Origin of the sequence: Desulfoscipio gibsoniae DSM 7213 (assembly GCF_000233715.2) — a bacterium.
GTDB classification, from domain to species: Bacteria; Bacillota; Desulfotomaculia; order Desulfotomaculales; family Desulfallaceae; genus Sporotomaculum; species Sporotomaculum gibsoniae.
The window spans coordinates 3,236,483-3,260,852 of sequence record NC_021184.1; the positions used below are offsets into that span (position 1 = coordinate 3,236,483).

General features: G+C 44.0%; 23 protein-coding genes and 1 pseudogene. 6 read left to right on the top strand and 18 right to left on the bottom strand.

All coding sequences use genetic code 11. From position 1 onward, the window contains the following. Nucleotides 1–7 precede the first annotated feature (7 nt). From nuoE to DESGI_RS15215, 6 genes are all read right to left on the bottom strand, one after another. Nucleotides 8–490, bottom strand: a complete 483-nt coding sequence (nuoE, locus tag DESGI_RS15195) for an NADH-quinone oxidoreductase subunit NuoE (RefSeq protein WP_006524082.1) — start codon at nt 488–490, stop codon at nt 8–10. A gap of 59 nt (nt 491–549) precedes the next feature. Next, nucleotides 550–1,104 carry a helix-turn-helix domain-containing protein gene (locus tag DESGI_RS15200; RefSeq protein WP_006524083.1) on the bottom strand — a complete coding sequence of 185 codons (555 nt, stop codon included), beginning with the start codon at nt 1,102–1,104 and terminating at the stop codon, nt 550–552. A 269-nt stretch (nt 1,105–1,373) separates the two neighbouring features. Further along, complete coding sequence (locus DESGI_RS15205) at nt 1,374–1,784, bottom strand: RidA family protein (RefSeq protein WP_006524084.1); 411 nt, start codon at nt 1,782–1,784, stop codon at nt 1,374–1,376. Between the two features lie 121 nt (nt 1,785–1,905). Beyond that, on the bottom strand, nt 1,906–3,360 hold the full coding sequence (locus DESGI_RS15210; RefSeq protein ID WP_006524085.1) for an acetate--CoA ligase family protein: 1,455 nt from the start codon (nt 3,358–3,360) through the stop codon (nt 1,906–1,908). A gap of 22 nt (nt 3,361–3,382) precedes the next feature. Beyond that, complete coding sequence (locus tag DESGI_RS25770) at nt 3,383–3,994, bottom strand: CoA-binding protein (protein ID WP_006524086.1); 612 nt, start codon at nt 3,992–3,994, stop codon at nt 3,383–3,385. Between the two features lie 21 nt (nt 3,995–4,015). Further along, nucleotides 4,016–4,231, bottom strand: a complete 216-nt coding sequence (locus tag DESGI_RS15215) for a 2-oxoacid:acceptor oxidoreductase family protein (RefSeq protein ID WP_207638334.1) — start codon at nt 4,229–4,231, stop codon at nt 4,016–4,018. Between the two features lie 117 nt (nt 4,232–4,348). On the opposite strand from DESGI_RS15215, the gene DESGI_RS15220 reads away from it, so the two are divergent. Beyond that, on the top strand, nt 4,349–5,119 hold the full coding sequence (locus tag DESGI_RS15220; RefSeq protein ID WP_006524088.1) for an IclR family transcriptional regulator: 771 nt from the start codon (nt 4,349–4,351) through the stop codon (nt 5,117–5,119). A 459-nt stretch (nt 5,120–5,578) separates the two neighbouring features. On the opposite strand, the gene DESGI_RS15225 is transcribed toward DESGI_RS15220, so the two are convergent. The 10 genes from DESGI_RS15225 to DESGI_RS15270 form a co-directional block, all read right to left on the bottom strand. Then, the gene (locus tag DESGI_RS15225) at nt 5,579–6,865 is read right to left on the bottom strand and encodes a serpin family protein (protein WP_006524089.1); all 1,287 of its coding nucleotides are present in this window, start codon (nt 6,863–6,865) and stop codon (nt 5,579–5,581) included. A gap of 26 nt (nt 6,866–6,891) precedes the next feature. Beyond that, nucleotides 6,892–8,925 (bottom strand): tetratricopeptide repeat protein, encoded by a 2,034-nt coding sequence (locus DESGI_RS15230; RefSeq protein ID WP_006524090.1) that lies wholly within the window; start codon nt 8,923–8,925, stop codon nt 6,892–6,894. A gap of 393 nt (nt 8,926–9,318) precedes the next feature. Continuing rightward, nucleotides 9,319–10,023, bottom strand: coding sequence for an ABC transporter ATP-binding protein (locus DESGI_RS15235; RefSeq protein WP_006524091.1), 705 nt, complete (start codon nt 10,021–10,023; stop codon nt 9,319–9,321). A gap of 23 nt (nt 10,024–10,046) precedes the next feature. Beyond that, on the bottom strand, nt 10,047–10,406 hold the full coding sequence (locus DESGI_RS15240) for a GntR family transcriptional regulator (RefSeq protein WP_006524092.1): 360 nt from the start codon (nt 10,404–10,406) through the stop codon (nt 10,047–10,049). 4 nt (nt 10,407–10,410) lie between these two features. Then, nucleotides 10,411–11,202 (bottom strand): hypothetical protein, encoded by a 792-nt coding sequence (locus tag DESGI_RS15245; protein ID WP_006524093.1) that lies wholly within the window; start codon nt 11,200–11,202, stop codon nt 10,411–10,413. Between the two features lie 439 nt (nt 11,203–11,641). Further along, on the bottom strand, nt 11,642–12,871 hold the full coding sequence (locus DESGI_RS15250; RefSeq protein WP_006524094.1) for an ABC transporter permease: 1,230 nt from the start codon (nt 12,869–12,871) through the stop codon (nt 11,642–11,644). Beyond that, a complete protein-coding gene (locus DESGI_RS15255) occupies nt 12,868–13,581 on the bottom strand; it encodes an ABC transporter ATP-binding protein (RefSeq protein WP_006524095.1) in 714 nt (237 codons plus the stop codon). Before DESGI_RS15255 ends, DESGI_RS15250 begins: the two co-directional genes overlap by 4 nt. A gap of 461 nt (nt 13,582–14,042) precedes the next feature. Continuing rightward, entirely contained in the window at nt 14,043–15,194 is a 1,152-nt protein-coding gene (locus DESGI_RS15260; protein WP_006524096.1) for a copper amine oxidase N-terminal domain-containing protein, read from the bottom strand. 175 nt (nt 15,195–15,369) lie between these two features. Continuing rightward, on the bottom strand, nt 15,370–15,936 hold the full coding sequence (locus tag DESGI_RS15265; protein ID WP_006524097.1) for a hypothetical protein: 567 nt from the start codon (nt 15,934–15,936) through the stop codon (nt 15,370–15,372). A 305-nt stretch (nt 15,937–16,241) separates the two neighbouring features. Continuing rightward, entirely contained in the window at nt 16,242–17,489 is a 1,248-nt protein-coding gene (locus tag DESGI_RS15270; RefSeq protein ID WP_006524098.1) for a serpin family protein, read from the bottom strand. A 405-nt stretch (nt 17,490–17,894) separates the two neighbouring features. Between DESGI_RS15270 and DESGI_RS26500 the strand changes: the two are divergent. Further along, a pseudogene (locus DESGI_RS26500) lies at nt 17,895–17,975 on the top strand (zinc ribbon domain-containing protein); the annotation flags it as partial. A gap of 576 nt (nt 17,976–18,551) precedes the next feature. After that, nucleotides 18,552–19,631, top strand: a complete 1,080-nt coding sequence (gene hisC / locus DESGI_RS15280; RefSeq protein ID WP_006524100.1) for a histidinol-phosphate transaminase — start codon at nt 18,552–18,554, stop codon at nt 19,629–19,631. A 124-nt stretch (nt 19,632–19,755) separates the two neighbouring features. On the opposite strand, the gene DESGI_RS15285 is transcribed toward hisC, so the two are convergent. Continuing rightward, nucleotides 19,756–20,088: a DUF1657 domain-containing protein gene (locus DESGI_RS15285; protein WP_006524101.1), complete on the bottom strand. Its 333-nt coding sequence runs from the start codon at nt 20,086–20,088 to the stop codon at nt 19,756–19,758. A gap of 535 nt (nt 20,089–20,623) precedes the next feature. On the opposite strand from DESGI_RS15285, the gene DESGI_RS23220 reads away from it, so the two are divergent. Both DESGI_RS23220 and DESGI_RS15300 read left to right on the top strand, forming a co-directional pair. Further along, the gene (locus tag DESGI_RS23220) at nt 20,624–21,481 is read left to right on the top strand and encodes a helix-turn-helix domain-containing protein (protein WP_006524102.1); all 858 of its coding nucleotides are present in this window, start codon (nt 20,624–20,626) and stop codon (nt 21,479–21,481) included. Nucleotides 21,482–21,571: 90 nt separating this feature from the next. Next, nucleotides 21,572–22,414, top strand: a complete 843-nt coding sequence (locus DESGI_RS15300; RefSeq protein ID WP_006524103.1) for an SDR family NAD(P)-dependent oxidoreductase — start codon at nt 21,572–21,574, stop codon at nt 22,412–22,414. 184 nt (nt 22,415–22,598) lie between these two features. On the opposite strand, the gene DESGI_RS15305 is transcribed toward DESGI_RS15300, so the two are convergent. Continuing rightward, complete coding sequence (locus DESGI_RS15305) at nt 22,599–23,198, bottom strand: TetR/AcrR family transcriptional regulator (protein ID WP_006524104.1); 600 nt, start codon at nt 23,196–23,198, stop codon at nt 22,599–22,601. Nucleotides 23,199–23,425: 227 nt separating this feature from the next. Between DESGI_RS15305 and DESGI_RS15310 the strand changes: the two genes are divergently transcribed. After that, a complete protein-coding gene (locus DESGI_RS15310) occupies nt 23,426–24,220 on the top strand; it encodes an alpha/beta fold hydrolase (protein ID WP_006524105.1) in 795 nt (264 codons plus the stop codon). Nucleotides 24,221–24,370 lie beyond the last annotated feature (150 nt).

Below are 24,370 nucleotides of genomic sequence, written 5' to 3' on the forward strand. Positions count from 1 at the left end.
GTTTTATTTAATTTTCTTCCTGTACTTGGAACTTTTTTAATACTTCTAAAACGCCCGCAGGGGTCATTTGACCATGGACCTCATTCTCGTTAACAACGACAACCGGTGCCAAACCGCAGGCGCCAAGGCAGGATACCGTTTCAACTGTAAACTGTAAGTCCTTGGTTGTCTGCTCACCACCGGTCAGTTTAAGTTCTTTGCGCAAGGCAAAATTAATAGGCTCCGATCCCCGAACATGACAAGCCGTACCGTCGCAAACCTTTATAACATACTTGCCTTTGGGTATCATGGAAAACTGGGCATAAAAGGTTGCCACCCCATACACAGTCGCCGGCGGTATACCCATGGCCGTTGCAATGTAAGTCAGCACTTCTTCCGGCAGATAGCGGTATTCTTCCTGGACCTCCTGCAATATGGCGATAAGATGCGAAACATTTCCTTCGTGGCCATCAATAATGTTTTGCAATCTTTGAAATTTTCTTTGCTGCATAATCTTACCTCCCAACCAATAACTTGTGAATTAATTAACTTTTATGAGCCATAAAGAGCTCAAATACCCGGGGGGCATATAACCCACAAACCCCTTGCCTTCTCCCGGCCAACATTGGTTATCTCAACCAACTCTTCAAACATAATGTAGGCCGCATCCCCCTCCTTTAAATTGTATTTTGCATTGGTGGTAGCTATGGTCACTTCGCCCTGCATTAAATAGATAAAATCTTCATGTTCTCCGGAAAATAGCGGAACTTTTACATCCATGGCACCGGGTTCCAGGTTAAACATCAGGGGCTGCATTTTTTTATTTCTGGTGCCTAAAAAAGAAAATAATTCCAAATTCACCAGGCTGTTTTCAGTTTTGACTTGTCTACGCTTATCCTTCTTGATAATAACCCACTCTTCCGGCAATTCTTCCTCAATAAGCAAGCTCATATTTGTGTTTAATACACCGGCAATACTTTTTAAGGTCGAAAAGGATGGCGAAACTTTATCTTGTTCCAATTGGTAGATAAAACTGGCTGTGACCCCAACCTCCTTGGCCAACTGCCTTACACTAAGGTTTTTGTTTTGGCGTAATTGTTTAATTCGTTCTCCCAACGTCGCCATGCCAATCCCCCTTAAAAATTTAAGCAAAAAAAGCACAAAATCATTATTTTACGAAAATTATAAATGGTCACTTTACATATGTCAAGTAATAGTTCACTATTATACACTTATAGTTATATTTATTAAGCATTGACCAACCATGGGAAATTTCACTACATATAAAAAAAAGATCAAGAGAGCTAAACAATAGTTTACCCTTGATCATCGTTCAGAGTCATGTTGTTAAACCAATTAACGAAAAGTAAGACAAAAACTTGATTTTTTCACAACTAGGCCAAGCAAGAGGCCGACCAGCATATAACCGCCACAAACGCGATCATCGCCGCCTCCAAAGGTGCTCCTTCTGCAATATCTCCCGCCTGTACCAAAAACCGTGCGGGCTTGTGCTCACCAAAAAAATCGGCGTAAACCTCGTTGATAGCCTCAAAATCATCCAGATTTTTAACGAAGACATCTACCTTGGCTACTGTGTCCAACCTACCACCGCCAGCTTCGACCACTAACAACAAATTACTCAAAACGATCCTGGTAGCCTGTTTAATTTCCGTTACCATTTCATTTGTATTAGGATCAAACGGAATACTGCCGGAGGTTAGAATCATATTGCCACATTTGGTTCCATGGGAATATGGGCCAATCGCTTTTGGCAAACCCGCACTACAAATCATTTCAACGGACATAAAATTGCCTCACTTTCTTAGATTGATATAAAGTTATATAGCCATCAGTATCTTAGGAAATATGAGCTAAAGCTATTCAGCGGATGTTTGAGTCATTCTTGACTACTCTGTTGAGATCATCTCAAGACGGAATATATTGGACAAGCAGAGCGTCCGCAATGGCCACCCCATCATCGGTGACGATTACCGGATTCAAATCCAGTTCCTTTATGCGGTCCTTGTGCAAGGCGGCCATTTCGCCGATTTTAACCACCAGATCTACCAGAGCACCAATGTCGCACGGCTTGCGCCCTCGGTAACCGTTGAGCAGCGGGAATGCTTGAAGCTTTTGGATCATCTCCTTGGCCTGCCGGAAGGTGAGTGGAGCGTTTGCCATCTGCACGTCCTTGAACAATTCCACAAATACTCCGCCCATGCCGGCCAAAACTGTCAGGCCAAACTGTGGATCGTTGTTGACACCGACGATGATCTCCACACCTTGTTTGATCATTGGCTTCAGCAGTACGCCGTCAACCTTCGCTTGTGGACACTTTTCCGCTACATTGGCCATAATCGTTTGATAAGCGTCGGCAAGTTCCTCCGGGTTTTTAATGTTCAGCTTGACTCCCCCCACATCCGACTTGTGCTGAATATCAGCTGAATTTACTTTGCAGGACAGTGGATAGCCGAGCTTATTACCCGCCCTCAACGTGTTCTCCAGCGTGTTGGTCATTTCACAGGGCGGTATAGGCACACCGTTAATCTCCAGAAAACACAAGCTGTCATATTCCGACAGAACCCGAGAATCGTCGGGGTGCTTCTGTTCAGGCAGGCTCACCGGAAGATCCTCAATTTGTGAAAGCGCATACGTCTGAATTGCTTTTAAGCTTCGAAAGGCGTAATGGCCGGTGGCCAGCAGGGGAACACCGCTGCGCTTCAATATGAAGGCGGATTCTTGATGCCGTGTATGCTCAATGAAGTTTATCCATACAATGGGTTTGTTGTTGCCCGCCTCGCATACTATCCGTACCGCGTCCACCATGTGAGAGATTGTTGCATCAAATATTTCCGGAGTGATAGTATAGCACATCGCAATCATATCTACACCGGGATCTTTGGAAATCGCCTGCAAAGCCTTCACGAGTAGCGGCGTATTGTAGCCGATTCCCGCAGTCATATCGAACGGGTTGTTGATAGAACCATAGTCCGGCAATAAGCCGGACAAACACTTCCGTGTCTCTGGACTGTACTCCGCCAAGGGAATTTGGAATTGATCGACTAAATCGGCGGTTACGCCGGCCTCCCCGCCAGAGACATTCATAAACACAGTTCTGTTTCCCTGTGGTAACTCGCGCAACCATGAAAATGCGGTTGCCTTGCCGCAGAGATCTTCCAAATCTTCCGCCTCAATTACCCCATACCTGTGCATCAGCATGCGAACCACTTGGTCGGAACCCGAGAGGCTGCCGGTATGTGACGCAGCGATCTGACGGGATTTTTGGGACTTCCCGGTTTTCAAAACAATAATGGGTTTTTTCATTCGGGCGGCTTTGCGCAGGGCCTCAACCAGCTTTTCGGGTTGCGTGATGCCCTCCAAATAAGCGGCGATTACCTTTGTATCAGGGATCGTCCACCAAAAACATCAGGTAGTCCTCTACCTTGACGTTACAGCTGTTTCCGGAGGAAATTACATAGGAGAAGCCCATGGTTGGCAAGTCCAGTCCAGCTAATACGACTTGGCCGCTCTGGGAGATAAACCCGATATTCCCGGTGCGGTCGCGCTCCTCCACTAAAAAGGCAAACGAAAACACTTTGTCGATGAAGTTGGCAAAGCCCGCACAGTTGGGACCCATGATTGCTATACCCAGTTGGTTCGCAGTTTCGATGAGTTCCCGCTCGAGCTTTTTTCCTTCTAAGCCGGTTTCGCCGTAGCCGCTGGCAAAGACGACTGCTCCGCCGCACCCTTTAGCGGCAGTTTCCTTAAGCAAGGGAATTACAGTGGATTTCGGTGTACAAATGACACACAGATCTACTGTGTCGTCTATATCGGTAACGCTTTTATAGCATTTATGCCCGAACACAGTGTCTCGCCTGGGATTCACCAAATAGACGCGATCAAGATTGTCTGAGAACTTGAAAAGGTTGCGAGTGCAGTCGCCGCCGAAGCCATCTTTTTCGCTAGCTCCGATGATGGCGATAGACTTGGGTTTGATGAGCTTGTTTAAATCCATGTGATGACCCCCGTTTCAGACTTATTTTTCTTCGGCCTGCTCATACCCAATGTTATAGCACTCCAAATTTGATGGCGTATTGTATCCTTTCTTCTCAAAGTAAGCGTTGAGTCCTTTTCCAAAGATTTCGCGCTCAATTAATCCGGTGGCGCACATCATGGCGCCAAGCATAACAAGGTTGGCAGCACGGCTGTTGCCCAATGCGTTGGCTTTGTCGGTGGCATCAATCGCAAACACTCTTACGTTTTTGGGAACCAACAGATAATTATTCGGCGGTTATATATTGTAGTTGATTTAACATAAATGGGTTTTTGCGGCAAAATCAATTATTCCAATTATGTTAAGAGGTATAATATGCCAATATCAGATAAGAAAATGGAGCCTATCCAATCTATTAGTCGTGCATTGATGGTATTGGAGGCGATTGCTGAAAGCGGAGCACTAAGTATAAATGAATTACACAATCGACTGGGACTGAATAAACCGTCACTGTCACGAATTGCAGCTACTCTATACACTAATGGTTATTTGAACAAAGATCCTAAAACAGGAGACTATATGTTAACACTAAAAACATTTGAAATTGGCGTAAAAGCTGTAAGGAATCTGGACTATATTAATCTAATCAAAGGCACTCTGGCGGAGCTTTCTTCTCAGTTGGGCTTAATTGCCCAATTTTCCATAGAGGATCGAAACGAGATTCTTTGCTTGGAGAGTTTTGACCATAAGAATTCTGGTTTTTCTATTTATACGAGAGTTGGGCAACGTTCCCCGCTATATTGTACAAGTGCCGGTAAGGCGATTTTGAGCACATATTCCAATGAGGAAATACTTAAAAAATGGGATCACATGAACGTAAAGCAATTGACTGAGAATACCATTATAGATGCGCAACATTTGTTACAGGATATTGCTAAAACTCGCCAGCGCAATTATGCTCTAGACCTAGAAGAAAATGAACATGGGGTGTTTTGCATAGGAACGGTCTTATTGAACTATAATCGCAGGCCAATCGGTGCAATCAGTTTGTCAGGCAACAATTTGACAGAGACTGACCAGGAACACTATGGAAAAGTATTGCTTCAGCATACCCAACGACTATCAAATATGCTTGGATATGCCTAACAGCAAGAAGACAGAGAATCATGCCAGGACTTGTCTTTTTCCCTTCCTGCCATCAAAAGCGTGTGATTGAATTATGTAATAATATCAGCCTGGAAATTGGTATTTGTCCTGCTTGCGCGTCAATTAATACATTTAATGTCGCGCATGATTAACAGACTGGCTCCGGAATGTTTTAATGAGGGGTGCTTGGCAGAGGCCAAGGTAATTATCACGGTTTACAACTGTAATTGTGAAAAATCAAGCTTAATTATGTAGTTTTCCCTGTTAACTTGGGGTGAGCGGATATGCTATGTTGAATAATATGACAAACATGACAGACGGCCGGTGTTAAACCCGGCCGTCCGGTTTTACTCGCTAATTTGAGCATGTTATAATAATACCAATGGAGGAGAAATTACATATGAGAAAAATACTGTAACAACTGTGGATGAAATAATAAATATGGGTTATTTCCACATATTAAACATTTTCCAGCGGGTTTTCAACCTTTCCCGCAAACAGGATCAATCCGGTCCAGTCGTCACTGATGACAAAGATGAAGGGCTTGTTTAAATAAAACTCGGGAGGAACGTTATCTCTGGGCATGCCCGATCCCGCCAAGAATACCGATGTGAGGGCGGCAGCCTCGGTGCCCTCCTCGTCAACGTTGATAAAGCACTCCTGGGATATATCATTGATATATAAATTGAAACGATCCGACCGGTCCGCAATCGCTGTAAAATCCGCGTTCTTATAATCAAAAGCGGATTCCAGGCCCATGGTTTTCAGGTGATCGGCCAGCTTGTTTTTCTGCTTGAAATTAAATTTGGGAAATTTGATTTTTACTTTCATATTCTCTAAATTATTATTTGCTTTTTGAATTTCAGCATAACTTAAATTGCTAAAATAATTGTCGGTATCCCCCTTGGGGAGAATGACCAGCATACCGCAACCGTAATAGTCGAACTTGCCGGCCTGAATTTGATCATCCTCATAATACTGCATCCTTTTTTCAGCGTTCATCATCTCCACCTTGGCAATATCGCCATTGTTCAAATGGAAATCTTCCTTTTGTGTTTTGGATTGATCAAAGGGGTTCTGCCACTTTCCATTAAAATACAGAGAATTAAATGCCACCATCACCGGCGGGGGATCGAATTCAGTAATATGATTTTGGATTCTGCCGTAGGTTTTATCTTCAATCCACCGGTTCATGGCGTTAATGGTGCTGTTGTCTTTAAAGTTGACATTATATGCTTCCGTATCGTAATAGGTATTGGAAGTGTTCAAAAAATCGTCTTTTACCCGAAGATCTTCCTGTATCCACAGGGAATTGGCCAGTTCCACAACAGTGGTTTGATTTCCATTTTCCCTATACCCCGTATTGATCAGATGGTTGATGGTATGGCAGTATTTTTCATTCAATTCCGCAGGGGAAAGCTGCTCGGGGTTGATCAGGGCATTGATTTCACAACGGGTTTTGCTGGCCGCTCCATTGTTAAGGACGGCCATTAGGGTAGCGAAACTCACGGGGGAGAAAATAGTGTTCTTGCCCTCGTTTGCCGCGGATATTTTTTGCAGGAGTTGGATTCCTGACGTATTGCATGCCGTATAAAGCTTATCTTCATGGAATACGCTCGGTTTTTCAATTTTTTTAAGCTCCGCCTGCTTTTCAAATTGTACGGCGGTTGCCGCATTACCGCATCCGATAATAAAAAATAGTATTACCAGCGCTATTCCCGTGAATTTTACATGAAATGGAATCACTTTTAAATCAATCCTTTACACTTGATTCAATGCCTGTACTCGGGCCTGTAATATGGCGAGCGCATTTTCTCCAGCAGAGCCTCCTTTTCCAGCAGAACCTCCGCCTTTGGTATGACATCGCCTTGGGGATAGTCACTGAATATCCGGTCCAGGTAATCCCGCCGGTTGCTGAGATCGGCCAGGGCCAACAGGGCATCGTCAGCCATGGTGCTGGATGGAAACTCCTGCACAAACTTTTCGAAGGTATCGATAATCTCTTCCTTTAATTCCTCCCGGTCAAAGGCAACAAAAGCATCTTCGCCCCAGTTATAAATGCCCAGCCGGCTCAAGCCCAGGGAAAACAAGGCCTTGGCCTTTAATTCGGAGGCTGCTGCCGGATTATTGTACACCTCTTCAAATAACCGCGCGCTGTGGCAGTAATTGATCATTTCCCGGGCAAACCCGGCCATTTCCGCCGGCCCCTTGCCGTCACCACTGTAATAAGAGTCCAAAACGTATCCCAGCCAGTTGAAATACTGGCGGTTACCGGCCCAAAGGTGATTGTAATAAATGTTTTGGTCGTGAAATATGGCGGCGGCCAGATTGTACAGGTCCGCGGGATCTTGGGACTTCTCCCGGGCTTCCTGCAAGTCCGCCAGTTTCTTGGCCTGTTCCAGCTGTTTTTCAACCGCCCCGGCAAAATCGTATTCAGCCCCCCTTATGCTTCCGGTGGATAAAAAAGGAGGCAGACTTGCGGAAACGGCACCGGATTGCAAATCAGTCAGAAATTCTTCCAGCATGAAAGCCGCCTTACGGTATTCTTCATTTCTAAGGGTTTTAACCGCCAAAGTATACCGGGACATTTGCTGAATCACCGGCTCCGGTTCTTCGGCGGACAGTTCCGCCAGCTGGCTGCCCGTCATGCGCACATCCAGTATGTAAGTTATGCGCCCGGTCACGTGATAGCGTATGTCACCATCGGGGAGATTCAAAGCCCTCTGCAAGGTTTGGAGAGCATCCTGCCAGCGTCCCTTTATTTCATAGCAGCGGGCCAGCCGGTAGGCCGCGTCGTCCGCGGCGGGATGTCCGGAGAACTCTTCTAAGAAGCTTTCCCAACCGGGAATTTCTCTGTCCGGATCATACTGCTGATCGCCATGCTCATAATCGGGCATCCGGGCATAGGGATCCTCCTCCTCGGCTGCTCTTGTTATGGCAAAGTAAGATTCGCCCCGCACTTTTTCGTAGGCCACCATGCCCCGGGCTAAATAACTGGCGGGATAATTTTGATAAATTTCATATAGCAACCGCCAATCCATACCGAAATGCGGAATTCTGCCTTCCCAGGCCACGCCGTTTGCCTCTACTTCTCGCACCAAACGGGATAAAGCATCCTTTTTCCCGGTGTGATAAAGCACGCCAAGGGCCGCCTGTCTCACCGCCCCGTTATCATCATTACGGGACAAGTCCTCCAGCCAGCTAATCAGTTGATCCCTTTCGGCACCCGTTAATCGCGATATGGCCCAGCGGGCTTGCAGAATAATCAGCTGCATTTTTTCCGCGGGTGTAGCCGCTTCGGCGTACAGTTCCGCCATTTTGGCCGCATTCATAGTCACAACCGCATCGTCATTATTCAAAAACTCCACCAGTTCCACCCGTTCTCCCACTACTATATATTTCCAGTAACTTACCGGCTGTACTGCGTTGACCGTCACATCCCATTTTTTAGTCAACGTCACCTCATATTGTTCCGCACCCTTCGACACCCCCTTTGTTTCCAGAATACATCTTACATTTCCCAGCTTGCCGCCGGTTTTTACCCACATTTCCCTGGTTCCGTTCTCATTAGGAAAATCCTTGCGCATAGAGGTGACAAGGTCAATGGCCTGCTGGAGCTTGGCATCGTTCCCCATTTGTTCCGAAATCTCCGTTGCTTCACCGGCCCAAACGGCCGGGGAGCGAAATTGGAAAGCCATATGACCATCGGCGCCCTTTATTCCGTTGGATATCATTACCGATAAAATAGTTAAGCAAACAACTGCCGATACTTTTAAAACGGTATTATATTTTCCAAATTTCATCATATCGTGTACCTCTTTTCTCAAAGGATAAGCATCCATTAAGTTATAGACGCACTTTATATTAATTTTGTTTCCTTTTTTTAAATAATTAAACTACTTATACGGGTAAAACAGCAACCCGTATGCAAATAGAATTTACAGCTGAGCCCCCACGGACCCTATTTATTTACGTATTACCAGTGACAATGGTCTCTACGAACATAGTTCGGTAACATATAGCACCGAAAATCGCCAGGATCATTATTACGTGTCCATGGACTGGCTGGAATACCTATTCCATACCCGGGTCAATTATAATGACGCTGCCAACGCAAAAAAACCACCACTCCCTGTACACTCTTAAACATAGATCTTTTTATGCTTTTGGTCCAGGCCTTTAAAAAAAGAATAGATAAACTATCCCGTCATTATTTGTTTCATCCACCCCACCAGGTTCTGCCCGTGCATGCTCCTGATATTGTCTACCCCGGCGATACCCCGCACTTCCCCGTTTTGGACAGCTACCACCGAATCCAGCAAGGGTTCCACCTCGGCCACTTCGTGCGTAGACATGACTACTGTCTGATCTCCCAGGTCCACATAGGAAAGCAGGGACTTAATAATGGATTCCCGCACCAGGGGGTCCAGTCCCGACAGCGGTTCATCCATTAAAACAAGGGGTGCCTTCCTGGCCAGGACCAGTAATATCTTAAGCCTGCCCCGGTTGCCCTTGGACAGGTTCTTTACCTTTTTGTCCGGCTCCAATTGCATAAAATTAAGTATCTCCCGGGCTTTACCCGCATCGAAGTCAGTAAACATGCCGGCATAGAAATTCATTGTCTCTGCTACGGTAAAAAAGGGATACAGGAAATCTGATTCCGATAGGTAGGCCACTTCCGAAGCAAGCATCCGATTGGCCTCTTTTCCGTTCACCGTTACACGGCCGCTGCTGGGACGAGCCAAACCGGCTGTCAGTTTTATGATAGTAGACTTACCGCTGCCGTTGGGCCCCACCAGGCCTATGATCTTGCCGCGGGGCAAGGTAAAGCTGACATTTTTTAAGGCTGTTTGCCTGAAATATTTCTTTGTAACATCATTAAAATTAATTATGTGTTCCGGCATTGATAATTTCACCTCTATTACAATTACTCAAGGCTTTTGCAAATTCCCTCAATGATCTCAGCAGGCGTAAATCCCATTCCTTTCATGTCTTTTATAAAACTGTTGATCTGCTCACTCATCATCTCCTCCCGTAGCTGTCTCAACCGGGCTTCATTCCCGGTAACAAAAGTGCCTAAACCCCGCCGGGTTTCGGTTATATCCAGGCGTTCCAATTCTGTATAAACCCGCTGTACCGTATTGGGATTAACACCCACCTGCAGCGACAGTTCACGCATTGAAGGTAATTTATCTCCGGCTTTAAGCTCTCCGCGGACAACTTGATGGCACAGTCGCTGGATAATTTGCAGGTAAATCGGTTGGGTATTGTTAAAAGGCTGGTCCATAAGGCTACACCTCAACCTTACGGTTAATTAGCCAGGCCGACAGGGCGAATATGGAAATAGCTAAAACAAGATAAAACAAATTTTCACCTGTATAGATTTGACCGGCAGCAAAACTAATATTTATATTACCCGACGACAGCAGGTATTCCCCATTAAATAGCAGGGTATTTGCTTGAATGGTGCCCCAGTGGGTTAATTTTTCAAAAAACCAAGTTTTCTCGAATCTGTTTATTCCCCAGGTGGCGGCAAAGAAGATAGCGAGAACAGCCGGCCAAAGATTGCGGCCTCTGGCGTTTACCACTGCTAATAGAGTTGCCCAGGAGGCGAGATACAAGCCGAAGTTAACAACAGCGAGAGCTACATAAGCACCAATTCCAGTTATAAACGAAGCCATATTTGTTTTTGTTATGCCGGTCTGCTCGGGCGAATAGCTGTTGAACAGCCAGTATACCAATATTGATTCAACCAGTAATAATACCAGCATATAAACCAACCCCGTCACCAACTTGGCCGAGAGCAGCATCCAGGCCGGTTGGGGACAGTGGAACCAGAGATGTGGTGCACGTTTCAGTTCGTGTGATATGCTGGTAAACATAAAAACAGCCGGGCAAAACAAGGCAAAGGCACAAACCAGGGAAAGCAGATAAATAATACTAAACAAGCCCGTTTCCGATGGATAGCGCTGGGAAAGGAATTGCATGCAGAGCACACCGATGAACAGCACTCCCATCAGGATCGGGAAAGAACTCCTGCTCATCCTGTACTCCTTGTAAAGCAGATTCAACCAAGGATTCATCTTTTTCCCTCCTCATGTTACAGCATTGAATGAGTGTATTATTTATATAGTGCACTAATACTATCCGACTGTCAATCAGTTTATAGAAAAATTATGTTATTTCATTAAACACCTGCCCAAAATAACAAACAGGGGGACAGGCACCGATTAAAACTTCAAAATATTAAATCCTGGCCATTTTTATGGCCAGGATTTAGGAATAAAGTAATGAAGATAATTATCCCTTCCTGCACTTTCTGTATTGCTAACTCAATACTTCTCAAAATACTTCATCTCCTGCATCCATAGTTTGCGGATAAATCATTTTCTATATTTAAGGCGAACAAGAATTGGCCTTTGTGACATTAAAACTGTTAATATATGTTATAGCAAAAAGCGCGCTCAATTATTCCTTTCACGCCGCTTTTTTCAGTACTTTTGTTTTTCACTACTTTTCCTTTTACCTTAGTAGGGTTTTATTAAATCTAAAAGAAAAATATAATACAATCACCACACCGGCCAGCATCCCGCATATTGCTCCAAGCCATGAGAATGTAACAAAACCGGCAATAAAACTAATCATCATAAAGCCTGGTAGAGTCATGATGAACATAAATTTCTTAGCGGCGGCAATTTTAATTTTATCATTCCTGGGGAATAAGTTTATAAATTCCGAACTTATAAATTCCTGCCAGTATGAGCGTACAAAAAAGGTAAGCAAAGCGGCAAAGGCAACCCATAGTATCCACATCCATTCCTCGGGAAACGTAAACACGATTAGTATAAGCACCAACACCATCTGCAAATACTGCCAAATGTTTTTGATATCCCGTACGACAAATTTTATCCCCAGCTCCGCTAAACAGTTCGCCGCATGGCGCTTTTTAAAAAGCGGGTTTGAACTGGAGAAAAGGGTTGGGTGTTTTCTTTTTAACAGCGGTCGTTTGATATTTAAGTCTGTAAAGCCTAATAAAAAGTTAAGATGCCTTAATCTTGCATATTGTTCGCGGGTTACATCTTTAAAGAAAGTGCCTTTTATTGTTAGTCTTCGAAAAATTAAAGTACCCAGCGTTACCGACAATAAAAGCGCGATAACAGTAAATAAGCCGGTCTGCCCGATAGTTTTAGGCATAATGTTGACAAACAAAATCCCCGCCAAGAAAAACAAAACGGCTTGCGCAACCACTCCTATAATCCCTTGATAAACTAAAGAGAAAAACTGCTGAACAAAATTTAAACACATGCCGGCCAAGAAACTTATGATAAATAGCTGCATAAATTCCGCCATTGAAAATTGATAACCTAGTGCAACCGGTGCTAACAATAAGAAGATAAAACCATTGAAGCATAGTTTCAAGAACACGGAATAACCGATGCTGAGTTTAAGTATTTGTTTTAACCAGCTCTTTTGCTGCCATAAAAATAGTTGGTCTGCCTCTTCGATAAAAATTCTGACTGTACCTTTCCAGACAAAGAAAAAGATCACCCCGGTAAATAGTTGCGGAGGTAGATTACTAAGCCAGGGAAGCTGAGTTTGCCATAATTCTATATATTGATATACCCCGAAAATAATCGAGGGAATCACAATATACAACGCCACTGTCCAGTCAATAGCCGTCCGCCATACACCATACTGAAATTTCCACTCAGAGATGATGCGTTTATAAAAGATTTTGGTCGGTGTAATCATCCCAAATGCTCCATAATTTGATTGAAACAATCGAACAGTGATGCTCCTGACAAATGGCATTGTTCTCTAATTTGTTCAAAGGTTCCACTGGTTACAATGGAACCGTCAGAAATAATGATAATTTTGTCGCAGGTTTTTTCAGCAATTTCTAACTGATGAGTGGATATTAACACACCAGCGCCACGTTTCCGTTCCTTATTAATTAGGCTAATCAGTGCCTTGGCAGCGCGGGGGTCCAGCCCGACAAAAGGTTCATCAATAAAATAAACATCCGGTTTAATTAAAAAGCATATAGCAATCATCAACTTTTGCTGCATACCTTTGGAAAAACTAGTCGGGTAGTGGTGCTTTACATCTTGCAAACTCAATAGGGTTAATAACTCATCGCTTTTTTTTAATAATGCATTTTCTTTTATCTCATGGACTGCGGCAGCCAGCTCCAAGTGTTCCCAAAGGGTTAATTTATCGTAAAAAATTGGCTGTTCCGGTATGTAAGCATATTTTGGGCCGGACATAATGAATTTCACTTTTCCCAAAGTTAGAGGAAGTAATCCCAAAATCGCTTTAATAACGGTGCTTTTCCCGGCGCCGTTAGGCCCAATTAAGCCTACCAATTCCCCTGCTTTGACAGTAAAGTTAATATCGGTTATGGTTTGAACATCATTTTTAGTGTATCCCGCTTGTTTGATATCGACTGTTAATAAATCCATTTTTTCACCTTTTCTAATGCCATATCTATACTAACTGGCAATTTAAACTTAACCAGTTGGGGAACAAAAAACAGCCCCTTTTCTATATGGGCTAACACCGTTTTGATCCTACCTTTCCCTTCTTACTTTTTATAGTTAACCGCCGAAGAAAAAATCCAGAACATTTAATCCTGATTTAGAGTTGGCGCAAAGTGTTGTAAGGTTTAATCTTTCTAAAGCTTTAATGAATCAGTTTTTATAACTTCAGTATCAGCCGGGACGCCCGTCGTTCCGCGCTCTGCCACTCCGATCCTTTAGTCCCGAATGACGTATTTCTCCTTGATTTGGTGGGTACAAAAGACCGCGAACGCCGGTTAGACGGAAGTTAACAGGCAGTTTTTGGCAGTGTTCAGACTCTCCGCACCCGAACGTTACACCGCCCGGTCCATTTCAAAAGTTTTGAGAACATTTAAGTAGCGCATCTATTCAAGCAATTTGTGCATTTCCGCATAACCTTGTTCAATCAATTCCTTGCTGGATTTAAACGCCGGTATGGTATCTTTGTTTATCGGCAAATAATTGCCTACCGGATCCTGGCTATACAGTTTAATGGTATCCTCATCAATTGCGCCCGTGCCGTCCAGTTTAGCAGTAATTTTTAAAAAGTCGTTGGCATCGGAGGGTTTATCAATGTACTCCTGCAGTTCTTGATTCCAAAAAGCTATCTCCTCTTCCACCAGGCGTATTTTTTCCGGAGTAAGATCGTTGCGGTTTTCTTCCAGGTATTTTATCCTACCCTGCTGCAACGGCCATTGGGCCGGAGTATCAACGCCTAAAACGTGCGTCACTTTGGTTTTAAACTCCGCTTCTACGTGTATATCGTCAACCTTTTGTGACAACAGCTCCACTTCTGTTTCCAACACTTGATAATGTTGATATTCTTCGGCGAGAAATTCTTTGACCTGCTCTTTTAACCATGTGGCTAAACTACTATCATGGAAGATTTGCGTAATATACCAGTTTCGTTCTGGATGCAAAGTGGGGAGTACGGCATCCGCCTGGTATTGCTTGACAATCACCCTGGCGATGGAAGCGCCGGCGGGACCCGTGGAAGTGGCAGTTTCAAATTTAACTTCATATTCCCATGCACCGTCACTGGTCTTGTTTTCCTTAACAATTGTATAATCTTCCACCCACGGGCTGGATGTTCCCGTTACCCAGTTGAAACTTTCATAGTTGGCACGCTCTTGTTCTTTTAGCTCGGGCGACAACATTGCAAATTGCAACGCTCCGTTTCGGGTTTTCACCCCTTCGGCCCATTTTTCCACGGCCGCTTGGGGTGTTGTCGGGACCAGGGCTTCCTGCAGCAGCGTAGTTTGTTGTTGCAGCGAATATAAATCCGGTGTTGCAATCCAGACGTTATTGGTTTCTTTTTCCCACTTTACGTCGGCCCCCAGGGCTTCAGCCACCCACCTGACGGGCACCATAATGCGGCCGTTCAAAAGTTGTGGCGGCACATCAGTTTTAATTTGCCACCCGTTTACGTTCAATTTGATGGGTTTGTCCGCTGCGGCTACCGCCGCAAAAGATGTGAGCAGCACGACTGCAGCGATGCCGGCCAGCCACTTTTTCATTTTATAACCCCCTCACTATTTGTGATTTAAATAATAGATTATACCACAACTTTGTAACCAACTGATTGAAGTTAACAAACACATTTAATCAACATCAATTTGAAACTCACTATGTTAGCAAAACGCCCAAGGTGGTAAGAAATGTTAAAGCACCACCCATTGAAACTGAGTAGCTCTATTCCTCTAGATCTGCTTCCGATGCTCCCTCGGCAATCAATGCCCGATAAAGCGTTTCGACCCCCGGATGAGCGATAACGTAGTATTCCTTGTTAACAAAAATCACCACCATTTTGGCACTCTGCAGGTGACGGAAGACAGCCGCCGTTTTCCCGTTCTTCAGTTGACACCAACCGGTGGTTAGCCCGGTGGTACCGTAACCGTTGCTACGGAACCATCCCCCCCAGGGCCCGTCACTTTCAACAAAGGCAACCTGCATCTTATCTACGGCGAGTGACACATCCACCGGCGGTGCTTTAATATCCAGCTTCCCGTCGGCCAGTTCCCACCCCGTACCCACCTGGGAAACACTTATTCCAAGTGTTGCCCCAACGGGGATGACAATCACAAGAATCAAGCTTAAGGTGAGGGCTACTTTGGGTTGATCCCCGCGCTTGATCCGCCAAGCCAACCAGGCTGCCACCGCTAAGAGGGGCACCACGACCAGAAGAGAAAAAACCGGATCAAACGGCAGAACAATAGCTTTCAATACCGACAGATAATCTAGATGATAGCTCATACTCATACTCTCCCCCCTACTCGACCAAGACAATCACCTTCCGACTACCAGCAGATACCAGGAATAGGGAAAACCGAGCTGTCGGGCGTCGGATCCTGGTCAAGCTGGCAGCTTACAGCTTTCGGCGAAATGAATCAAAACTTCTGGTTCGAATATGGATCACAATTAACACTAAAAAAAGTCCATTAATCTATCTCTCCCAAAACCTTTTCCGTGGAAGTATTAGCCGCCTTGAAGCGCTGATACGTCCAAAACAAACAGCATAATTATTATGAAATGTCAAAACGGATGCCATTAAACCTTCCACGTGATCAGGTTTGAGGTTCTAAAACGGACCCCATAAATAAGATTGTTCCCGTTTGATCATCCCTAATGGCAAAAAAGAACGGGCGATCAACAACCATGTCGGTTACCTGCGGTATCCCCGCGCATTTTAATTCCACGGAAGTTGCCGCAGCTGCTTCGGTGCCCTCCTCATTCACATCAATAAAGGTTTTATGTTTAACTTCATTGATATAAACAACTGGAACCGGGGGAATGGGGCACATATTTCCGAAGTCGGCCTGTTCGCTGTCAAAAGCGATCTCCATCCCAAGGGCCTTGAGTGTATCGTTGAGGCTCACTTCATATGCGAACTTGAAACGCGGCAAAACGAGATGCACCGTTGTTTCCGTAAACCGGGGCATCCACTTTTCCCAATTTTCAGCGCTTAAGCTCCGGGAGAACTCCACCAGACTGGATTCCCGGACCGGAAGAAAAACGTACATGCTGACCCTTTTACTGCCGTAGGGAATCCTCACGGCCTGGAAGTTATCTCCCTGGTAATACCCGTATCGACCTGTCCGGGACATCAGCGGGTGCTTTTTCTGCGTGCCATCCGGCAGGTTAAATAAGCCGTCCCTAGTTTCAGATTTGTCAAATTTGTCCGCCCAATCTCCTTTGAAGTAAACGGCGTTAATTAGGATCAAAATGTCTCCGTCAATTCTTTCAACAATTTTGTCGATCTTGCCGCCGGTATTCTTTTTCACCCATTTATTAATGGTATCCGAAGCGCCGGGATGGGAAAAATCCAGGGTCTCCACTTCCGCCGTATAATAATCTCTGTTTCTTTGCATAAACTCGGGCTTAAAGTCGATGCCTTCCCTGGCCCAAATCGAATTGGCAATTGTGAGCTTCACCTCGGGGTCGGGATTTTCCAGTATGGTTTTCAGACCGGCATTGGCCCGGTTCAACTCTTCCATGCTCATCCCCTGCAATCCCAGAGTTCTGGCCATGGCCTCTTTTGTTTCGCCGTCCGCCCCGTTATAAGTCATGGCCAGCGCTATGGATACGCTCGCGGGCGAAATTAAGATATTTTGCCCGGGGTCCCGCTTGTTAAGCTCTGCAAAAAGGTTGAAACCCAAACCCGTATTCGCAGTAACCAGCCTTGCGTCCACCGACTCGGCAGGCGCCGGTTTTGTCATGGTTGACTGCGTGGCATTCAAGCACCCTCCGGCGAACAAACTTACAGTGATCAGGGATAATACCGGCAATAAAACCCGAAACCCGAGTTTTCCCATAACCAATTCCACCTCCACTGAATGTTATAAAATTGCGTTATTTGTGCAACATAATTGTTTACTTTTTCCATCCTTTTTCGGGTAAAATTACATTCCTAAAAAAATGGACGGTTAAATTCCAATAATTGTTCCCAAATAGAAATTACTCCTGAAATATTAGAACAATTTAATAATTTAGGAGTGCAGAATAATTTGAGATTTGCCCCGCAATATAGTAAAGACGGTAAATTTGCTTCCTGGGATGAAGTATTACTATACATATATAAAAGCGGGTATAGTGGTGGAAGCGCCATGAGCGCCGGCAATGTGAAAAAACTGTTGCTAAAATTTTTGGCGAGAAGGCAGCCTTTAATCATCAGAGTACGGCTCATTTTATTTTTGAAGGAAAGAACTATATGATTACATACCTGTCCACACTGCGGTCTGGTCATGGACCGGGATCAAAACGCAGCAATCAACATCTTGCAAAGATATGAAGCTCCTTAGCTTTGGCATAAAATCTGTGCCGTTGGGACGGTGGTCAAATGCCCGGGGAGTTAGGTTGCAGTAAGAACCTACTATGAACCGGGAAACTCCGTAACTTTGTTTTGCTCTTGGAAGCCCCTTCCTAAGCTGAACGAAGGGAGGGGTAGTTCACTGGCCATGCGTATTTTGGTTTAATTATATTGCGTCAGGACGACCGCAACCGTGATAACAGTAAATACATTGTCCCAAATAAGACTTATGGGAACTAATCATAAAATGAGAACGTCATACTAAAATATAGGATTGCAGCAGGCCAATGGGCTGCTGCAATCCTATACTATACTGATTCCCAAAAGGGATTAAGATAGGAATTTGCTTTTTTCATCTTAGCAATAACTGCGTATATTACTACCCGTCAAACATAAAACTGGAGCCGATTTATATATTTACCGGATTGTATATGGACGATAGCTGGCTGTTTCGTCAAAAAGGACAGGTAGGCAGATTTTCAGTCCCCTACATGTTATAATCTATTCAAAACAGATTCCTCGCTGTAATTACGTGTATAAATTTTAAAAAACATGGTGATGAGTATATATGAGCAAGTACTGGAGTAATATTGTAAAAGAAATTAAACCCTACGTTCCTGGCGAGCAGCCCCATAATAAAAAGTTTATTAAGCTAAATACAAATGAAAACCCATACCCTCCCTCAATAAACGTAATTAGCGCCATAAAGAATGCCGCTAATGAGAGTCTTCGCCTATACCCGGATCCAACATGTAATGAATTAAAAGAAATAGTAGCTCAATATTATGGTTTAAAAAAGGAGCATATTTTCGTAGGCAATGGATCAGATGAGCTACTAGCCTTTTCATTCTTAGCCTTCTTTAATCCAGGCGATACTATTATTTTTCCGGATATTACGTATACTTTTTATGAAGTATATGCTTCTCTATTTAGAATTAACTACATGACGATACCAGTGGATGATAATTTTAATATACCTATAGAAAAATTTTATGGGAATAACGATGGTATAATTATTGCAAATCCAAATGCCCCTACAGGAATCGCTGTACATATTGATTCTATAAGAAACATCCTTGAAAAAAATATTAGCAAGGTAGTAATTATTGATGAAGCTTATATTGATTTCGGTGGGGAATCATCAGTAGAGCTTCTTAAAGAATATCCAAATATATTAATATTACACACGCTTTCAAAATCACGCTCTCTGGCAGGGCTGCGTATAGGTCTTGCTTTAGGGAATGGTGATTTGATTGAAGGTCTGAACAGAGTTAAGAACTCCATAAATTCCTATACAGTGGATAGAATAGCTCTTATTGGAGCTGAAGAGGCCTTTAAAGATAAAGTGTACTTTGAAGAAGTTAGAGCAAAAATTATTTTCACAAGAAAAGCGATATCAAAGAAACTAAAAGAACTAGGATTTATGGTAGTAGATTCAAAAGCTAACTTTATCTTTATAAGCCACCCTAAAGTTCATGCCTTGCAGTTGTTTAAAAAATTAAAGGAGTATGGTGTTTTGGTTCGCCATTTTAATAGACCGAGAATTGATAATTACCTTAGAGTTAGTATTGGCACAGATGAGGAAATGGAATATTTTTATGGTGTACTAAAAGATCTTTTACGGCCCTCTCCAAATCCCGCAAGATAATTCGGGATATTTATCCGTCCCAGGTCAAGTAAATGGGGTCAGGCTTGCCGTTAGCAAATACACTTACAGCAAGCCTGACCCATAATTTTCTATAATCCCGGCATCGCGTTAATAAGGGTATGGGTTACCAGATCCGGGGAAATTGCTGTTGTTGTGGCTGCATCTGTTGTTGTGGCTGCATGCGGAAATATTGCTGTTGTTGCTGTTGTTGTGGTTGCCAATACTGGGGTTGCTGCTGGGGCATTCCCGGTTGCATTACTCTATACTGGGGCTCATGTTGTTCTATATAGTTAACACGATCTCTTAGTACATGACAGATACCTTCCACTTGCTTGTTTAAGCTTGCAAACATTTGTTTAGCTGCCTGATCCTGTGTATCCAAGGCAAAAGTCATTAGATTTGCAGCTGCTCCTTCAAGGCTGGCAAGGGTTTGGTGCATTTTTGTACCAATTGTCATCTGGTTGATACCTCCTTATAGTTTAAAATCCTTATTTATCTTTACCGAATATCCTACTTTTAAGCTGGTAAAATGTAACTATTAAGTCGAAAGTCTCCTATTAGAACGGGCGGACAGGGTCGTCCGCCCCTACTTTGAACTTTTGGCTTATGCCTGAATAATTACCGATTTGCCGACCACCAATCACCGACGCATTTATACGCTCCTTGCAGGATAGCTGCGCAAGTTGTTCATAGCCAGCGGAAGAATGGCTGCTGGATCATTAATGATCGAACTTTATTTTCTGTCCCAATACGCCCTCGTAAAACCAATGTGCAGAATTAAAAAAAAACAATCATGTTTACCGGTCTCCGCTGATAAAGAATTCATACCCCGGATCGAAAATATTTTTAATCCGGGGTTAATTCTTATCAATAAATAGTGGTACAATTAACCAAATAATTGGATAGTCATGTATGTATCCAATTGTTATATAAGCTCTCTGACCCTGGTTGCGGTTATCCTTTGGAGCCTATTCCCATGAGGGAGTTCATCTATGAATTACATTGAAATAGTCAATGATGCCATTCAATATATCGAATCTAATCTGCACCGGAACCTGAGCCTGGAAGAATTGGCGTCCCGGTATTACATTTCTCCCACGCATTTCTTTCGCATCTTCCGAGCAGTAACCAATCAGACGGTTAAATCATATATTCTGAGGCGAAAGCTTTCCGAAGCTGCCATTGCATTGAGAAAAACAGACCACAATGTGGTGAACATTGCTTTCCAGTATGGTTTTAATTCTCATGAACAGTTCACCCGGGGCTTTCTAAAAGTATTTCATGTTACCCCAAGTCGTTACAGGAAGGAGAATACTTCTGTTTCTTTAATAAAAAGGATGGATATCATTGAACGGGATTTCAAAAATAAAAATAATGTTATTATCGTTGATCACTACTACCGGAAACTTAAAGAAATAAAACTGCTGGGAGAGGAAGTCCTTATTCATTATTCAGAAAACCCATGCGAAATGGAAGAACTGAACCGCAAGGTCTTCTATTTTACGGAGAAATATATTTACCAGGGCACAGCCCGGCGATTATTTAGCATCACCCGCAGTGACGGCAACGATCCGTCACGCAAATTTAGTTTCTACGGTATAGCCGCAGAGGAGTATTTCGGTGACCGGTCCGGGTTGGTGGAAAGAAGTATTCCCGCATCCAAATACGCTATATTCAAGTATCCGGGAACCATGGGATTAATATTTCGCACGGTATTTAAAGATTTGGATAAATGGCTAAGTGTATCCGGACTTAAATTAAACCACAATGAGAGTATTGAATATTTTGAATTGTTTACCGAGGATTATAAGCAAACCAGGAAATTTTATTTATATGTACCTGTGCTTTGAATTGATTATGGTAAAAAACCTCAAGATTTTTTTCCCCATCTCAGTTATCTTTTAGATATACATAATTCATGGATAGAAAGGGGAGTAACCATGAAGGAATTCAAGGATAAGGTCGCCGTTATCACCGGTGCTGCCAGCGGCATCGGCCGCGGGTTAGCTGAGCGCTGCGCCCAGGAAGGCATGAAGGTTGTTCTGGCCGACATTGAGGAGCCGGCCTTACTTCAAACCCAAACGGAGTTGCAAGCTACGGGTGCCAAGGTACTGGCCGTCCGTACTGATGTTGCTAAAGCAAGTGACGTTGAAGCGCTGGCCCGCAAGACGTTGGATACCTTTGGAGCAACCCATTTGTTATTTAACAATGCCGGGATTGGTACGGGCACCTCAATTTGGAAAAGTACTCTTGCCGATTGGGAATGGATAATCGGCGTAAATCTATGGGGGGTTATTCATGGGCTGCGTACATTTGTCCCCATTATGCTGGCCCAGGATACCGAGGGTCATATCGTGAACACTGCTTCTATAGCGGGATTGACAACCGGTCATTCCCCTTACTCTGTCACGAAACATGCAGTGGTAGCACTATCGGAACAACTGTACCATTCGCTGGCGCATCTCAACGCCAAAGTCAAAGCCTCCGTCCTGTGTCCGGGATTTGTGAAAACGCAAATTATGGACTCGGAGCGTAATCGCCCCGTCGAACTACAAAATAAAACAGCAAGGCCCCTGACTCCGGAAGAAGAAGCCATGGTACAGTATATCCGCCAAGGCGTGCAGGCAGGAATGTCTCCTCAGCAAGCTGCCGATCACGTCTTCCAAGCTATTAGAGAGGAACGCTTTTACATTCTCACGCATCCCGAGCTTAAGGCTGCGGTGCATATGCGATTGGAAGATATTATGCAACTACGCAATCCGAGTAATCCCTTCCAATCTTAAAATGATAGGATAGCGTAGGAGTGAAAACTAATCCAGTATTGTTTTCGTCTTTTTGATTAAGGGTATTATGCACTCCCTGGTTTAAAAAGTATAAGATTATATCAGGGTCGACTATACTTCTATTCAAACAGCGTAAATGTGATAATAAAGGCAAATAATTAAAATGGCTCTAATAAAAGCCCTATTACTCAGGATTAGTTAATCCTTCTGCAATATAATCGATAATTACGTCCATGATTTTAAGAAACAAATCTTTACCTAACTCCTCTTTATGTAACCGAAGCAGCAAAATGGCATGAAGGACCCCATTAATCACTTCCGGGTCTGCTTCTCTCAGCACACCGCGCTGAATTAAGGTTTGAACAAAAGTAATTCCCTTTTGGGCGTTTTCCCGGGCAAAGTCTTTTACGAGATGCTGCGGTAATTTTCGTTTTATACGTTCAGATTCCCCATCCTGAAACCATTGATGTAAAAGCGGGTTTTCATCGGCCAGTTGAAAAGCCATATGTAAAAAGGAAGAGATTAATTCCTTGGGAGGTAGATTCTGTCGCAGATGTCCCCCTATTAAACGACCAGTAACTTCTTCTTGATTTTGTAAAATGATATAAAAAAGCTCTTCTTTGGAGGAGAAAAATTTATAAAAGGAACCCTTGGCAATCCCGCATGCTTGAACAAGGTCATCGATGCTGGTTTTGGCCAGGCCATATTGAGTAAAAAGCTCTTTACCTTTGGTTAAGAGGCATTGCCGTATTTGTTCCTTTTCACTTTCAGTAAACTTAGCCATTCCCAAACTCCTTTGGATTAATTTTAGTGAATATATATTGACATATAGTCACCAAGGTTTTAAAATATATCATATCAGTTTATAAATAAATGTAAAGGCTGCTTTTCGATTCAGCAGCCTTTTCTTAAAAACTTTTTATGACTATACATTATAATTTAGTCATATAGTTAACTCATTGGCGCTGATTAAAGCAATAAATGAATAATATCACGAGGAGTGATTAAACTATGCCTTTGGCCAAAATCAACAGTATCAAACTCCATTATGAAATCCGTGGTACAGGACCCCGCGTCCTCTTTATCCACGGTATAGGTGCCGACCTGAAGCACCCCATGAGTATCTTCAACTCCCCTCTCCCGCAATATTTCACCGTACTTGCTTTTGACCCCCGCGGGCTCGGGGAGTCGGACAGCCCTACAGTATCCTGCAGTATTGCCGACCTTGCCGATGATGCCACCGGTCTGGCGGAAGCTGTCGGCTGGGACCGTTACCATGTCTTTGGCGCCTCGATGGGGGGAATGGTGGCTCAGGAACTGGCTCTCCGTCATCCCTCCGCGGTGGATCGGCTTGTCCTGGGCGTCACCAATGGGGGAGGCGCCAACTCCGGTCCCCGGGTGGTAGATAAACTGAACGAAATGTCCGCCACTGAGAAGTTAAAAATGTCTGACATCAGGAAAGATGAGGCATGGGCCACCGCCAACCCTGAAATGGTTAGCCGTACCGAGGAACAGTCAAGGGCTGCCAGAGAAGCATTGCATGCCAACCCGGCACTCCTCCGAGGTTTTAACAACCAGGTAAATGCCGTGTTGAAACACGATACCTTTGACCACCTGCACCGGATTAAAGCTCCCACCCTCGTTTTCGGCGGGCGTTATGACGGCAGTTGCCCACCGGATATAACCCGGGCCATGGCCAATCAGATTCCGGGCACACGCTACGAACTTTTGGAATCCGGACATGCCGATTGGTTCTTTGACCCGACTGCTTGGAAAATGATAACTGATTTTTTATTAATAACATAGAAGGTTTGTGACCTCCTCCCCTCACTAAAGTGAGGGCATCCAAGTTAACCTAAGATAGTCAACTTAGAGCCGAGAGCTTTTTTCAGCATCTCAGAGATTTCCGTATTGCTACGGCACATACCTTTCGATATGGCCCGGCCACAAGAGGCA